The following is a 14,681-nucleotide window of genomic DNA, read 5'->3' as shown; positions in this document are numbered from 1 at the left end:
GATGAAAAATGAAGCCGTAAATATTGGCATCATCAACCCATTTGATCGAAATCTTTTTCTGTCCAAACCTGTTTTTCTAAAGCGTAGGTTTCCATTTTTCAACCTTTATTTTCATTAAAAATTTCATCGGTTTATATTTTATTTCGGATAATCGGCAGAGAAGCCGAAAAAAGCCTGATTTTGCACACAACCGGAACCGTTGCGTTTCATCGGGAAAGTTTGTCGGTAAATCCAAGATATACCGATTATAGCAAAAGGCCGTCTGAAAACAGATTGTGGGGTTTTCAGACGGCATGATCATCTGTATGGCCGGCTTTGACGGGAGTAAAGCCAGCCGGTCTGCGCAGTGGCTGCGGTTACGACGTTTGAATTAATAAAATGCCGTTTGTTATTTATATGTATTATTTGAATGAAAATATAATAAAATGGCATCAAATTTTAAAGGTTGGAGCAAATGAAAAAAATCATCATACAGGCGGCTTTCGGAACAGGTATTTTAGCTGCTTTGGCGGTGCTGTCTGCCTTTTGGGTCAAACAACCCGATTTGACGCTTACGGAAAGCATAGCCCGAAAGTTTGAAAGCGATGAAGAGCGGAAAGAGCGGCTGCATCAGGAGGCTTTGGTTAGAGAGGAACAGCGGCGGCAGGAATTTTTAAAACAGGCATCGTGCAAACCCGAAAAACCGTTAAGCAAGGGAGAGATTTACGCATTGGCGATGCAGGATTACTGGAAAATCCAGATGAACGAATTATGGGGTGCGGAAGAAAAAATTGACTGGTGGAAAGAGCTAGGGATATTTCTCGATGAAATCCCCAGCGATATTAACGAAAAAATCTGCCAGCTGGAACGGGACGAAGACGGCAAACCGATACGTTTCGGCAATAAAGCCTGCTACCCGTGGAAGCTGACCGAATACGATACCTTTGAAAAACTCCAAGAGTGGAAAGACAACGGCGGCAAAGCGGAGAATTTGGAGGATTTGTTCGGAAACGAATGGCGGGGCGAATATTATGATCCTGAGAAAGGCTTTCTTCAGCAGCCTGATTTTTATAATAAAGAGAGTGATTTTGCAGTAGTGCAGCGGGATTATGGCGGAACGGTATGGTATCCAAGGGATTGTTGCGGATTATTATCCTATGATGAAACAGTTCAGAACGGGTTAGATTCTCAGGTAGTGTATAGCGGATTAGCAAATTTATCTGGAAAAAAGAATGAAATATTCAAAAAAATGTATTTTCTTACGATACGGTTTAAATATATTGATTACAACGTAAAATCTGATAGCGGATTGGAGTATGTTGTAAGTTACGGAAAGAATGAGAATTATATTTTTAGAGTTTTTCCGGTTAGCTCTTGCGGAAAAGTAATCAATTTATAAGAGCTTGAAATATTAATTTATAAGGAATTTTTATGTCTGAAAACAAACAAAGCCTTTTATTTTCTGAAAATAATGGAAATTATGCAGAAACAGTTATGTCTTACTATTTATGGGAGTACAGGCTACTGTAAGAACCGTATATCTTAGATTAAGAAAACAGGCCGCCTGAAAACGCGGTTGTGCGGTAAGCTTTTCAGACGGCATCATCCGTACCTGAGCATCCTCCATGTTTACGACGTTTGAATTTAAAAAAATACCATTTGTCATGTGTTGTTTGCATGAGAAAGTATTATAATGTCATCAAATTTTAAGGGTTGGGCTAAATGAAAAAAATCATCATATGGTTGATTTTCGGAGCAGGTATTTTGTCTGCTTGGGCGGTGCTGTTTGCCTTTATGGTCAAGCAGCCTGACTTGACGCTTATGGAAAGTATTGCCCGCAAATTCGAAAGCCATGAAGAGCGGAAAGAGCGGCTGCATCAGGAGGCTTTGGTCAGAGAGGAAATGCTGAAGCAGGAATTTTTAAAACAGGCATCGTGCAAACCCGAAAAACCGTTAAGCAAGGGAGAGATTTACGCACTGGCAATGCAGGATTACTGGAAAATCCAGATGAACGAATTATGGGGCGCAGAAGAAGAAATCAGCCAGTTAAAAGAAGAAGGGCAGTTTTCCGACGAGGTACCCAGCGATATTAACGAAAAGATCTGCCAGCTGGAACGGGACGAAGACGGCAAACCGATACGTTTCGGCAATAAAGCCTGCTATCCGTGGAAGCTGACCGAATACGATACCTTTGAAAAACTCCAAGAATGGAAAGACAACGGCGGTAAAGCAGAGAATTTGGAGGATTTGTTCGGAAACGAATGGAAGGGCGAATATTACGATCCTGAGAAAGGCTTTCTTCAGCAGCCTGATTTTTATAATAAAGAGAGTGATTTTGCCGTGGTACAGCGGAGTATGAATGAGACTAGATGGTATCCGAGGGATTGTTGCGGGTTATTATCCTATGATGAAGTCATTCAAAAAAAACTGGAACCTAGAATAGCATATCGAGGATTAGTGTCATCATATGATAGAAAAACCGAGCTATTTCAAAAAATGTACTTTCTTCCCATAAAGTTTAAATACATTGATTACAATGTCAGATTTGCTAATGGGCAAGAATTTATCGTGAGTCATGGAGAAGGAAGAGATTATATTTTGTGGGTTTTCCCGGTTAGCTCTTGCGGGAAAATGATAAAGTTCTAAGGGCTTAAAATCTATTTAAATTTAAAAGGAATATCATGTCTGAAAGCAAACAAAACTTCTTATTTGTTGAGAACTCTGGAAATTATGCAGAAACGGTTATGTCTTATTATCTATGGGGAAATCACAACCTCCATCTGATAAAAATATTGCTAATGACGTTTATATTCGTCCAAATAAAGCAATAACCATCAGCTCATCTGCCGAAGAGTACATGAAAAATGTTGGCTACAATGTGCCTTTGCCGCAGCAAAGAATACTTCAACATTTCTTTAATGGAACAGATAAAGATAATAAAAATGTTGAATTGGATAAGATTATTAATGCTGCAAATAAATATGGTATTTTTAAAGGTAAAATAACTTTGAGTCATAGTGAATTTTTTGAGCTGTTTTATAATGAAAAAATGTCTGATGAACTAAACTTTTCTGCGAGCCAATATAGCATTGATACGGATTCTGCCGACTACTGGCAGCGGGCATTGGTTTTCGGATCGACATCATTAAATTTAGACATCAATGACGAAACAGGCATCCGATACGTTTTCGACGCAGCCACAGGCGAGCCTTTATATCTCGAAAATATCCGGGTCAAACCTAATGAAGACAATTATGATTTGGAAAGTTCAGACGGCCTGGCGGCAATCGTCAATCCGGTTTTGAGCCGTATTACCGACCCTTCAGGCATCGGCAGAAAGGTCAATATCAAATATGAAGGGGATTTCGTCGAATTAAACGGCGGAGTGTTTACGCAGGAACAATACCGCGAATATGTGCGGCTGCATCCGAACGACAACAATGCCGATATTCCCGAGCCGCTTTCACCTTATTCCGTTCAAACGATCAATGCGCTTCTTGACGGATTGAAAGAAATGCAGAAACTGCAGGCTGTCCAATTCAGGGACGATCAGGGCCGGTTGGTGCTGTTCGGCTCGAACGGCAACGATAATCTGGAAAATTTCAAGGGATTGGCTGCCGATTTGGCGGATATTTTCAATAACGGTTTGTTACTTGATGTCGGTATTGCTGCTATTAAGCAAAAATTGAGTAAAAAAATCGGTGAGGAATTAGAAGAAATTCTGAAGCAGTATGGCGATCATATTGATGAGGCGGGAAACGGCCTGCTTCCGGGGCTTCTTGCTGCAGCAGGACGACTTGTCGGGGCGGGAGTAGGAGCATCCGTCGGCGCAGTTGCCGGATGGGTAGCCGACTATTATGCAGAAGTCATTTTAAACCACTTCAAACCTTATCTTCAAAACGGCGTGGTTTACGTCAGCGGAGACGGCAACGATACGCTTATCGGTACGGCTCAGGCGGACGAGTTTCACGGCGGTAACGGCGAAGATGCCTATACGGTCAACGGTATGGATACCGTCTTCGATACCGACCTGTCGGGCAGCATCACTTTTTCAGACGGCACGCGTGCAGGCAGGTTCGAGCGCAGCAGCGCGGAGGGCAATGTTTGGCACAGCGTGGACGAAGCAGGCAACCGCGACGGGAAAATCATGGCGCAGCACTTGCAAAACAGTGATGTGCTGATGCTGAAGCACGGCAAAGACACGGCTTTCGTGTACCGTTTTTTCAAAGATACGGATTCGGGAAACGCCGGAGGTTTGGGCATTACGCTGGCGGATAAGTCTGCGGATGGCGCGGCGGCAGAATCGGTAACTTCCAAAGCGGGTTATCTCAACCGCTACAATGTGTTTTACCCTGCGCCTAATGCGGAAACGAATCTTACGGGCGGTCAGAAAGACGACATTATTTTCGCCACCGGCGCGCATTCGCTGAATGCCGATTTGGGGGGCGGCAACGACCGTGTTTACGGTTCGTATGGTGCAGACCGCATTTACGGCGGTGCGGGCAACGATGTGCTGAACGGCAGCGCATATGTGCCGGCAGGAAAGCCTGCTTCGGAAACGGCTGGCGACCGCGACCTGATTATCGGCGGGGCGGGACGTGATTTGATCTACGGCGTAGCCGGCGACGATGTGATTTATTCGGAAGAAAAAGGCAGCCATCTTTCGGAAACGGACAGCGCCGAGCGCGGCGATTGGGTGGCCGCAGGAGAGGGCGATGACGAGGTTTACGGCAGTACCAACCGCGATTTGCTTACGGGCAGCGAAGGCAGCGATACGGTTTTCGGCGGCGCGGGCGACGATGTGGTTTTGGGCGACGGTTTTCTGCGTTTCGGCAACCGCAGCCAATCGGTTTATGTGGAAAGCCCGGCGGCTTCGTTTGATTATACGGTGGTGTCGCCGATGATGCCGTTCGTCCCCGGTATTTTGGTTCCGACCGTTTCTACCGCACCCGCTTCACGGCTGACTGCCGAATTTACTTACGACGGCAGCCAATGGAAGGAAACGGGGACAAACAGCGCCAGCCGCACCCATGTCGATATGGATGCTTGGGAAATCGAAATAAACCGCGAAACGGGCGATTATGCCCTGACCGCCAAAGTGCCCCTCAATGATGAGCTTCATCGTGTGGCAGCCAGCGGGGCTGCCGATTTTTTATACGGCGGCAGCGGCAATGACCTGATTGTCGGCCAAGACGGCAACGATTACGTTATCGGCGGCAAAGGCAGCGATATTCTTTGGGGCGACGACAACCGCGATCCATCGGTATCGGGAGACGATTATCTGGAGGGTGGCGACGGTGACGACAAGCTCTACGGCGGTAAAGGTGATGACACGCTGGCCGCAGACAAAGGACGCGACATGCTCGACGGCGGCGAAGGTTACGATATATATTCGTTTGAAAGCGCTGATTTGCAGAACCCTTACGACGTGAAAACCATTGTCGATACCGACGGACAGGGCATGATTGTGCTTGACGGCAAAAGCCTGCATACCGCGGTATGGACGGCAGATTCCGAACAGTCCGGCCGCTGGGCTTCCGCACAGGGCTGGCAGCTTGATTTGCACGGCAGCCGCCTGCTGTTGACCGGCAAAACTTTTTCCGCGCAAATCGTAGTGGAAGACTTTTCAGACGGCATGTTCGGCCTGAACCTGACCGTGGCCGAAAACCATGCGCCCGAAGTACAAGGCCGTCTGAATACTGTCTTTGCGCAGGCGGGACAGTCATGGACATACACCCTGCCAAACGGCTACTTTACCGACCCGGACGGAGATACTTTGAGTTACCGTGCCACACTTTCAGACGGCACAAGCCTCCCCGACGGACTGAAATTCGATGCCGGTACTCTGACTTTCAGCGGCACACCGGCACAGGCGGAAAGGCTGAAGCTGGAAATCACCGCAAGCGATGCGCAGGGAAAATCCGTTTCATCAGTTTTGGAGGTTGACGTATTGGCAGCGGGCGACCGCGAAAACCAAGTCTTAACCGGAACCGACGGCAGCGACAAACTGCGCAGCGGCTCAGGTAGCGATGTATTGGCCGGCGGTGCGGGTGATGACACTCTGGCAGGGGCGGTATCAACAGCAGCGACACCTATCTCTTTACCCGCGGACACGGCAGCGATGCCGTCCTCGACGCCACACACCACTACGGCCGTTTTACCGATACCCTGCGCTTTGAAGACACCAACGCCGAAAGCGCCCGTTTCAGCCGCAGCGGCGACGACTTGACCGTCAGCGCCTACGGCGGCGGAGACGGCGTAACTGTCGCCAACTATTTCCAATCCGCAGGCTACCGTTCGCTTGATTTCGCCTTTGTCGACAAAACCGTCAACGCAGAAGCCATGAAGAAAGTTTCTCTGGAGGTTTACGGCAGCGACAACGGTGCAACCTTGCAGGGGTGGAGCGGCAACGACGTGATTAAGGGAGGCAGCGGCAGCGAAAAAATCTACGGCTATGCCGGCAGCGACACCATTAACGGCGGCGCAGGCAACGACGAACTGTACGGCGGCGGCAATACCGCCGATACCTATGTTTTCGCCAAAGGCCACGGCAGCGATATTGTGTACGACAGTTCCACACGGCTGGATGCCTTTATCGACAAACTGGTGTTTGAAGAAGCCGTTTTGGCGGATGCGCAGTTTGCCCGCAGCGGCAGCGACCTGCAAATCCGCGTATTCGACAGCGGCGGCCAAGTCAGCATTGCGGATTATTACACTTCAGCCAAACATCAGGCGTTCAGCCCGGTGTTTGCCGACAGCGTACTCAATCCGCAGGACGTCAAAAATATGGTGCAAAACGTAGTCTGATGGTTGGTCGGAGACATTAAAGGCCGTCTGAAACTTCGATGGTTGCTGAGCAATGTCGAAGTTTCAGACGGCCTTTCGGTTTGATGTCTCACAGAAATCCGCTTTTTCAGACGACCTCACCCGTTGCGCGTGAGCAGGTTCCAAATTTTGTTGCCCCAGCTTTCGCAGCGGTAGGCGAACAGCGCGTAGGCTTCCTGAAACAGCAGGCGGTCGCGGTTGGCGCTTTTGCCTAAGAGCGAGGTCGGGGTGGCGGAGGTTTGTGCGCTGATGTCCAAATCGTCGGCAACGGCTCGGGCGCGGGCGAGGTGGTAGGGGTCGCTGACGATGATGACGGTTTTGATGCCGTTTGCGCGCAAGACGGGGCGGATGTTGCGCAGGTTTTCGTAGGTCGAGCGCGAGGTGTTTTCAAACAGGATGTCTTGGGCGCGGATGCCTTGTTTGAGCGCATAACGCCGGCCGACTTCGGCTTCGGTCATGTAGCCTTTTTTCGGCGTGCCGCCGGTAAACGCGATTTTGTCCACGCGCCCGCTCTGATACAGCGCGATAGCATGGTTGATGCGTTCGCGGAACACGGGCGAGGGGCGTTTGTCCCAAGCCGCCGCGCCGAGTACCACCGCCGCATCGGCGTGTGTGTCGTCGGGAAGACGGCCGTTGCCCGTATCGGCCACCTGCCAAAGCGCCGCGCCGAACAGCGCCGCCACCGGCAAAATGCTGAGGGCGACGCCGTAAAACAGGTAATGGCGCAAGCCGGTTCGGCTTCGGAATAAAGACATTTTTCAGACGGCCTGTTTAAACCAGCGCTTCAAAGTTTTCGAGCGGATGGCCGATGGCGGCTTTTTCGGGCGTGACCAAAACCGGCCGTTCAAGCAGCGCAGGATGGGCGGCAACCGCAGCCAGCAGCGCGTCGTTGCCCAAATCGGGGTTGTCCAAACCCAATTCCTTATATAAATCATCTTTCGTGCGCATCATCTCGCGGACAGACGCCACGCCGAGTTTGCGGAAGATTTCGTGCAGCGCGGCAAGGTCGGGCGGCGTGTCGAGATAGCGCACCACCTCGGCCTCGATGCCGCGCGTTTGCAGCCATTCCAAAGCAGCGCGCGATTTGCTGCAACGGTTGTTGTGGTATAAAACAAATTCAGACGGCATGGCAGATCCTTTCAATCGGACGGTCATTATCAACCGCATCGCCCCGATAGGGCAAGCCCGTGCCGGTGCGGCTTTTTGATTTGGGCTAATGATAAGGCCGTCTGAACGCGTTACAATGGCTTACATTTCATTCTTACGGAGCAAAACTGATGAAACGCCTTACCGCCGCCCTTTTTTCCGCCGCCATCCTGACCGCCGCGCCAGCCTTTGCCGCAAGCGAGCTACAAAGCTGGAACGCCGCCACCGCGCAGGACTTGAAATCGCTCAAAGCCCCCGTGTGCATCATCAACCTCTGGGCGACCTGGTGCGGCCCCTGCCGCAAAGAAATGCCCGCCATGTCGGCCTGGTACAAAGCCCAGCCCAAAGGCAGCGCCGATATGATCGGCATCGCACTGGATTCCACCGAAAACATCGGCAAATTCCTCAAACAAACCCCCGTGAGCTACCCGATTTGGCGCTATACCGGCGCGAGCAGCCGAAAATTTATGCAGTCGTTCGGCAACCAAGTCGGTGTGTTGCCGTTTACCGTGGTCGAAGCCCCGAAATGCGGCTACAAGCAAACTATTACCGGCGGCGTCAACGAAAAAAGCCTGACGGCTGCGGTCAACGCGGCGAAGGCGAAATGTAAGTAAAGCGGTTGCACAAACCGTCAGGCCGTCTGAAAAACGTGGGAACGCGGTTTTCAGACGGCCTTTTGAATATCGGGAGGAAACGGCGGGAGCGGATTGTCGGATTCGAGAATCCGACCTGAGCGCCGAATCAATGTTTCAGATGGCTTAAACCGTTTTGCCCTCACCCTAACCTTCCCCCACGGGGGAGGGGACAGTTTGCAGCGTTCCAAACATTTCAGACGGCTTCAAGCGTATGGATGCCGTCTGAGATTTCCGGTGTTCCGCAAACATACTCCCTCTCCCCGTGGGAGAGGGTTAGGAGAGAGGGCTCGTTTGGATTTGTGCAAACATTTCAGACGGCCTCAAGCCGCCCCGTTTTAAACCGTTCTAAAACTGTACCCATTTTTCCCTACTATCTGTGGATAACTTCGGGATAAATTTGAATAGCCAGTCAAACGCCTTGAAATTTCAGGGTGTTTTTGTTTTATGCCGTCTGAAATGCGGCCGGCTGTCTAAATAACGCGAAAACCTTTATAATTCAGGCTTGTTTCGGTTTTTTCAGACGGCCTTTTGCGGGGCGGATGGCGGGTTTTGTCTTTTATCCGGTTTCCCGACCGTTTGTATGCGGTGGTGGAAAAGGCTGTGGATAATTTTGTAGATAACTGTTGAAAGCCCGTTATCAGGCCGTCTGAAAACAGTTTTATCAGGAATTTTTATGATTCGTTTCGAGCAGGTGTCCAAAACCTATCCCGGCGGTTTTGAAGCCTTAAAAAACGTCAGTTTCCAAATCAACAAGGGCGAGATGATTTTTATCGCCGGCCATTCGGGTTCGGGCAAATCGACGGTGTTGAAGCTGATTTCGGGAATTACCAAACCGACTCAGGGCAAAGTATGGTTTAACCAGCAGGATTTGGGCGCATTGAATGAAAACCAGATCGGTTTTATGCGCCAGCACATCGGGATTGTGTTTCAAGACCACAAAATCCTGTACGACCGCAATGTGCTGCAAAACGTCATCCTGCCCTTGCGCATCATCGGCTACCGGCCGGGCAGGGCGGAGGAGCGGGCGCGGATTGCGATTGAGAAGGTGGGGCTGAAAGGCCGCGAGCTGGACGACCCGGTCACGCTTTCAGGTGGCGAACAGCAGCGGCTGTGCATCGCGCGCGCGGTGGTGCATCAACCGAGCCTGCTGATTGCGGACGAGCCGTCGGCCAACCTCGACCATGCGTATGCGCTGGATATTATGGAGTTGTTCAAAACATTCCACGAGGCGGGAACGACGGTGATTGTGGCGGCGCACGATGAAACGCTGATGGCCGACTACGGCCACCGCATTTTGCGTTTGCAGAAAGGGCATCTGGCATGAATTTGATTCATTATGTTTCTCTGCACGTCGAATCGGCGCGCACGGCGCTCAGGCAGCAGCTCGGCCAGCCCGTCGGCACGCTGCTGACGCTTTTGATGCTGGCTGTGGCGATGACGCTGCCGCTGTTTCTTTATTTGGGCGTTCAGAGCGGGCAGAGCGTGTTAGGCCGTCTGAACGAGTCGCCGCAGATTACGGTTTATATGGAACCCGACGCGGCGAAAGCAGATACGGATACGGTGCAGAGCCTGCTGCTGCGCGACAAACGTCTGGAAAGAGTGCGCTTTATCGGCAAACAGCAGGGTTTGGCGGAATTGCAGGCGAATTTGGAACAGGATTTGGTGTCGATGCTCGACGGCAATCCGCTGCCCGACGTGTTCGTCGTTACCCCCGACGCCGCTCTTGCGCCCGACGCGATGCAGGCGCTGTATCAGGATATGGTCAAACTGCCGATGGTCGAATCGGCCACGATGGATACGGAATGGATGCAGACGCTGTATCGGATTAACGAATTTCTGCGCAAGATTTTGTGGTTTCTGGCGGTCACGCTGGGGATGGCGTTTGTTTTGGTGTCGCACAATACCATCCGTTTGCAGATTTTAAGCCGCAAGGAAGAAATCGAAATCACCAAACTTTTGGGCGCGCCCGCGTCGTTTATCCGCCGCCCGTTTCTCTATCAGGCGGTGTGGCAGGGCATTTTGTCGGTCGCCGTCAGCCTCGGCCTGTGCGCCTGGCTGCTGAACGCCGTGTACCCGCTGGCCGACGCGATTTTCGAACCCTACGGCATCAACATCGGCTGGCGTTTTTTTACCTTCGGCGAAACCGCGCTGGTGTTGTGTACCGTAGTCGCGCTCGGTATTTTCGGCGCTTGGTTGGCGACGACGCAGTATTTGTTGTGGTTTAGGGCGAAGAAGTAGTTTTCAGACGGCCTTCTGGCGATCTTTGGTTTTTCAAAGGCCTCGGGCTGTTTTTTTATGGGTATGCGGTAGGAGGAGTCGTGCACGCCGTTGTTTTCCAATCCACTTTATCCGACAGGCCGTCTGAAAATATAGTCAAATAGTTGAGAAACAGTAACGTTGCAGGTCGGGCATAAATGCCCGACCTGCAACGTTACTCAATTTCACTATATTTCGGTGCCCCGTTCAGACGGCCTGTACCGCATCAACCCGCCGGCACCAAACCGATTTTTCCGTTTCATCCATAAACGAAGCCTTGAACGAATTTTTGCATAACGTTCGGATTTCGTCTGTATCCAAATCCAGTTCCCGCGCCAGTTCGATGAAGTTTTGGTTTATATAGCCGCCGAAATAGGCAGGATCGTCGGAATTGACCGTTACCAATACCCCGCGCCGCAGCATCCGCCGCAGATTGTGCTCCCCTAAATGATTCACCACTTTTAATTTCAAGTTGCTTAGCGGACAAACCGTCAGAGGCATTTGTTCTGCAACCAAACGGGCCGTCAACGCATCGTCCTCTTCCGAACGCACACCGTGGTCGATACGCGCTACTTTCAGTAAATCCAGAGCCTCGTAAACATATTCCGGAGGCCCTTCTTCGCCTGCGTGCGCCACCGTTAAAAAGCCTGCTTTGCGCGCTTTGGCAAACACCCGTTCAAACTTGGACGGAGGATGCCCGATCTCGCTCGAATCCAAGCCCACGCCGATGATTTGCTCTTTAAACGGCAAAGCCGTCTTCAATGTTTCAAACGCCGATTCTTCCGGCAAATGGCGCAGGAAACACATAATCAATTTGCTGCCGATGCCCCAGTTTTCCTTTGCTTCGCGACACGCGCGGACAATGCCGTTTAATACCGTTTCAAACGCCACGCCGCGCGCCGTATGAGTTTGCGGATCGAAGAAGATTTCCGTATGCACCACATTGTCTTCGCGGCAGCGCAACAGATACGCGCGGGTTAAGTCGTAAAAGTCCTGTTCGTGCAGCAACACCGCCGCCCCCGCGTAATAAATATCCAGAAACGATTGCAGATTGTGAAAAGCATAGGCCGCGCGCACTTCGTCTGCGTCCGCATAAGGAATCCGCACGCCGTTGCGCTGCGCGATTTCAAACATCAGTTCAGGTTCGAACGTGCCTTCAATGTGGACATGAAGCTCGGTTTTGGGGAGGCGGCGGATCAGTTCGGTATGGGGCATGGCAGGCCTTTCGGTTTCGGATAGGCAGGATTTTACGGGAAACGGGAGCAAGGGGAAAAGAGAGGCCGTCTGAAAATTTTTCAGACGGCCTCGGGTACATAACCGGCGTTTGTTCCATCAATGTTACGGCTTGTCCGGCGCAACGGACGATACCTGCGGGTAAAGCGCATCGTTAACCGCCGAGAGCCGCCGTACCTCCACCAGAACGCCTGAGTTTTTCAGGAGCTCGAGATAGGATTTGACGTAGCCGTATTTGGCTTCGGCCAGTTTCTGTTCGGCATCGGCTTTGGCCTGCTGCGCTTGGATTTCTTCCAGATTGTTGCGCACACCGACTTGGCGGCCGATCTGCGTCGATTCCAGTTTGGCTGTGTTGGCGGCCAGCAGACGCTGCTGGGCAATCATTTGCGCGTGGCTGCTGTCGGTGTTGAAAAACGACTGTTTGACCGACAGGCGTACTTTACGCTCGGCAGCGGTCAACAGGTCGCGGTTTTGCAGTTCGCGTTCGGCGGCTTCTTTTGCCTGGCTATATACCGAACCGCCGCTGAACAGCGGTAGGGAAAGGTTGAGTGAAACGGTCGCACCTTTGCTTCGGTAGCTTTGGTCGTAGCCGTAGTAGTTGTAGGTATTGTTGTAGTTCTGATAGCTGCTGTTGAGTGTCAGCTTCGGCCAATGCCCGCCTTTGGCGGCTTTGTAGGCGGCCTCGGCGTCTTTGACCGCCAAGCGCTGCATCTGCCATTCCTGGTTGTTTTGTTCGGCCAAATCCTGCCATTCCTGCTCTTGGGTGTGTGCCAAAAGGTCGATGTTTTCCGGATTGATGCGCACGGCGCTGATTTGTTCGGAATCCAGCCCGGTCATGTCTGAGAGGGTGTTTTTTGCGATGCGCAGTTTGGTCAGGATGTCCACTTCCTTGGCCACGGCCGTATCGTAGCCGGATTGTGCTTCGTGGGTGTCGAGAATGGTGGCTGCGCCCTGTTTGAACATTTCCTGCGCGCGTTCGAGCTGCTTGGTATAGGCGGCGCGTTCCTCGCGCACGGCTTTGAGCTTGTCCTGCTGGAGCAGGACGTCGAAGTAGGCCTGCGCGACATTGTAGAGCAGTTCGCCCTGGCTGTTGGCCAGTTTGGCATCCGCTGTTTCCGCCGCAACTTTGCCCTGCTTGTAGCGGGCAAACAGCGATTTGTCGAACAGCGTCTGGCTGGCTTGGACGTTCCAGCCGTTGCTGCGGGTGGTCGATGAAAGCGACGGCGGCTGACGGCTGTATTCGGTGTTGGCGGTAATCTGCGGCAGCAACTCGGCTCTGGCTTGGTTTTTCTTCTCACGGTCGGCGTTGCGCTCGTGGCGGGCGGCGGAATGGTCGGCCGAATAGTTCAACGCCGCCAGCCATGCATCAGCCAGCGTAAACGCATGACCTGCGACGGGAAAAGCCAGCAACAGGGCGGTGAAAACAGTAGCGGTATGAAGGGTGCGCATAATATAGAGAAAATCGGTAGGAAGCTGAAAGTTAGAGGCTGATAAAACAAAATAGTTCGCTCCGAAGATGTGCGGTTTTTATCGGAATATATGAAAATACTCTTTCAATTCAATATCATACCACGTTTGGATTTTACGGTTTCTTTACGAGATGAAACACGATAAAACTTAATCAGTCAAACTTAAACGGTCAATCAGACCCAAACAAGGGAGATTTCAGAGATGTCTCGTTTTTTAATTTTTCATTGAAATTTATGAAAGGAAGAATCATGAAAGAGTTGAACGAAAAAGAACTGCAACAGGTTGCCGGTGGTGTTAATTGGAGCAGCTTCCGTAAATCGCTAAAAGACGGTTTCCGCTCTTTGGGTGATGCTGCTGTTGAATTGGCTCACAACGTCCGTGATGAAATTCGCGAATTCCGCGAAGATCACAATTTCTAAGCAGTCAACCCGGCTGTATAGGTGCGCTCCTTTGCAGGAGCGCTTTTTCCGCTTTTTCATAGAGAAGGAACAGAAGATGCAGTTGTTGGATAAAGAAGTGTTGGATCAGGTGGGAGGCGGCTTTCTTCTTGGGCGCCCCGGTAAGGCAGGGTTTATCGGATACTGGGATGTTATCGAGGAGCGGTTGCGTAGAGCGGGCGAAATCCGTATTCCCGAGCCGGTAGTGCCGCTGGAAACACGGTAGACTGTCCGGCTGATTTATAGGCCGTCTGAAAAACGGTTGTTCCGGTCTTTTTGAAAGGAGTTGCCATGATGCTGGTTTTAGGTGTTGATCAATTGAAACGGATAAGCGGTGGTATTGGTCCTCAGTTTTCCGGCTGGGCGCAGGGTTTGGTATTTGTTCCTCTTTTGGAAAAGAGTGGGATTCCTAACCCTGTTCGGGATGAAATAAAATTTGCATATCAAACATGGCGTAAAATAGTAGAAAAGTAAGTATTTTTGAAATGCAGTTGGTTATATAACTTGAGAAAAGCCGTCTGAAAAATTTCAGGCGGCTTTTATTTTACGTTGTGATTATAAAATTTGGTTTTAAGCCGTATTCATAATATGAAATTATAGTTTAAATTTAACAATTTAACTTTGCAAAAAAACATTTTTCAGTGGAGCGATTTTATGTAAGTATCGAAATAATCAGACAGTCTGTCAGGTCTGACTGTAG

Annotated in this window: 14 protein-coding genes; 10 read left to right on the top strand and 4 right to left on the bottom strand. The window is 50.7% G+C overall.

Translation table 11 applies throughout. The annotated features are described in order from the left end of the window. Positions 1 to 454: 454 nt before the first annotated feature. The 4 genes from BG910_RS05570 to BG910_RS05555 all read left to right on the top strand — a co-directional run bounded on the left by BG910_RS05570 (position 455) and on the right by BG910_RS05555 (position 6,786). Positions 455 to 1,378: a hypothetical protein gene (locus tag BG910_RS05570; RefSeq protein ID WP_089035987.1), complete on the top strand. Its 924-nt coding sequence runs from the start codon at positions 455 to 457 to the stop codon at positions 1,376 to 1,378. 323 nt (positions 1,379 to 1,701) lie between these two features. Further along, positions 1,702 to 2,625: a hypothetical protein gene (locus BG910_RS05565; RefSeq protein ID WP_089035986.1), complete on the top strand. Its 924-nt coding sequence runs from the start codon at positions 1,702 to 1,704 to the stop codon at positions 2,623 to 2,625. 403 nt (positions 2,626 to 3,028) lie between these two features. Next, the gene (locus tag BG910_RS05560; RefSeq protein WP_198344829.1) at positions 3,029 to 6,208 is read left to right on the top strand and encodes a putative Ig domain-containing protein; all 3,180 of its coding nucleotides are present in this window, start codon (positions 3,029 to 3,031) and stop codon (positions 6,206 to 6,208) included. Next, entirely contained in the window at positions 6,205 to 6,786 is a 582-nt protein-coding gene (locus tag BG910_RS05555; protein ID WP_089035984.1) for a calcium-binding protein, read from the top strand. Before BG910_RS05560 ends, BG910_RS05555 begins: the two co-directional genes overlap by 4 nt. A 116-nt stretch (positions 6,787 to 6,902) precedes the next feature. Here BG910_RS05555 and BG910_RS05550 read toward each other — a convergent pair whose 3' ends face one another. Then, positions 6,903 to 7,559 (bottom strand): YdcF family protein, encoded by a 657-nt coding sequence (locus BG910_RS05550; protein WP_089035983.1) that lies wholly within the window; start codon positions 7,557 to 7,559, stop codon positions 6,903 to 6,905. 16 nt (positions 7,560 to 7,575) lie between these two features. Continuing rightward, positions 7,576 to 7,932: an arsenate reductase (glutaredoxin) gene (gene arsC / locus BG910_RS05545; protein WP_089035982.1), complete on the bottom strand. Its 357-nt coding sequence runs from the start codon at positions 7,930 to 7,932 to the stop codon at positions 7,576 to 7,578. A gap of 149 nt (positions 7,933 to 8,081) precedes the next feature. Between arsC and BG910_RS05540 the strand changes: the two genes are divergently transcribed. From BG910_RS05540 to ftsX, 3 genes are all read left to right on the top strand, one after another. Further along, positions 8,082 to 8,564: a TlpA family protein disulfide reductase gene (locus BG910_RS05540; protein ID WP_089035981.1), complete on the top strand. Its 483-nt coding sequence runs from the start codon at positions 8,082 to 8,084 to the stop codon at positions 8,562 to 8,564. 694 nt (positions 8,565 to 9,258) lie between these two features. Continuing rightward, entirely contained in the window at positions 9,259 to 9,909 is a 651-nt protein-coding gene (locus tag BG910_RS05535) for a cell division ATP-binding protein FtsE (protein WP_089035980.1), read from the top strand. Next, positions 9,906 to 10,823 (top strand): permease-like cell division protein FtsX, encoded by a 918-nt coding sequence (ftsX, locus tag BG910_RS05530; protein ID WP_089035979.1) that lies wholly within the window; start codon positions 9,906 to 9,908, stop codon positions 10,821 to 10,823. The genes BG910_RS05535 and ftsX overlap by 4 nt, the downstream gene beginning before the upstream one ends. Before the next feature lie 225 nt (positions 10,824 to 11,048). Here ftsX and BG910_RS05525 read toward each other — a convergent pair whose 3' ends face one another. Together BG910_RS05525 and BG910_RS05520 are read right to left on the bottom strand one after the other, a co-directional pair. Next, a complete protein-coding gene (locus BG910_RS05525) occupies positions 11,049 to 12,056 on the bottom strand; it encodes an adenosine deaminase (RefSeq protein WP_089037153.1) in 1,008 nt (335 codons plus the stop codon). Between the two features lie 123 nt (positions 12,057 to 12,179). Next, on the bottom strand, positions 12,180 to 13,523 hold the full coding sequence (locus BG910_RS05520; RefSeq protein ID WP_089035978.1) for a TolC family outer membrane protein: 1,344 nt from the start codon (positions 13,521 to 13,523) through the stop codon (positions 12,180 to 12,182). A gap of 269 nt (positions 13,524 to 13,792) precedes the next feature. Between BG910_RS05520 and BG910_RS05515 the strand changes: the two genes are divergently transcribed. The 3 genes from BG910_RS05515 to BG910_RS05505 all read left to right on the top strand — a co-directional run bounded on the left by BG910_RS05515 (position 13,793) and on the right by BG910_RS05505 (position 14,455). Then, entirely contained in the window at positions 13,793 to 13,963 is a 171-nt protein-coding gene (locus BG910_RS05515) for a bacteriocin (RefSeq protein WP_232462243.1), read from the top strand. A 31-nt stretch (positions 13,964 to 13,994) separates the two neighbouring features. Next, a complete protein-coding gene (locus BG910_RS05510; protein WP_089035976.1) occupies positions 13,995 to 14,207 on the top strand; it encodes a hypothetical protein in 213 nt (70 codons plus the stop codon). 65 nt (positions 14,208 to 14,272) lie between these two features. After that, positions 14,273 to 14,455: a hypothetical protein gene (locus BG910_RS05505; protein ID WP_089035975.1), complete on the top strand. Its 183-nt coding sequence runs from the start codon at positions 14,273 to 14,275 to the stop codon at positions 14,453 to 14,455. The last annotated feature ends 226 nt before the right edge of the window (positions 14,456 to 14,681 follow it).

This window comes from Neisseria chenwenguii, assembly GCF_002216145.1.
Classification (GTDB): Bacteria; Pseudomonadota; Gammaproteobacteria; order Burkholderiales; family Neisseriaceae; genus Neisseria; species Neisseria chenwenguii.
The sequence above is the reverse complement of the archived record's forward strand: the minus strand, read 5'-3'. Positions and strand labels throughout refer to the sequence as shown.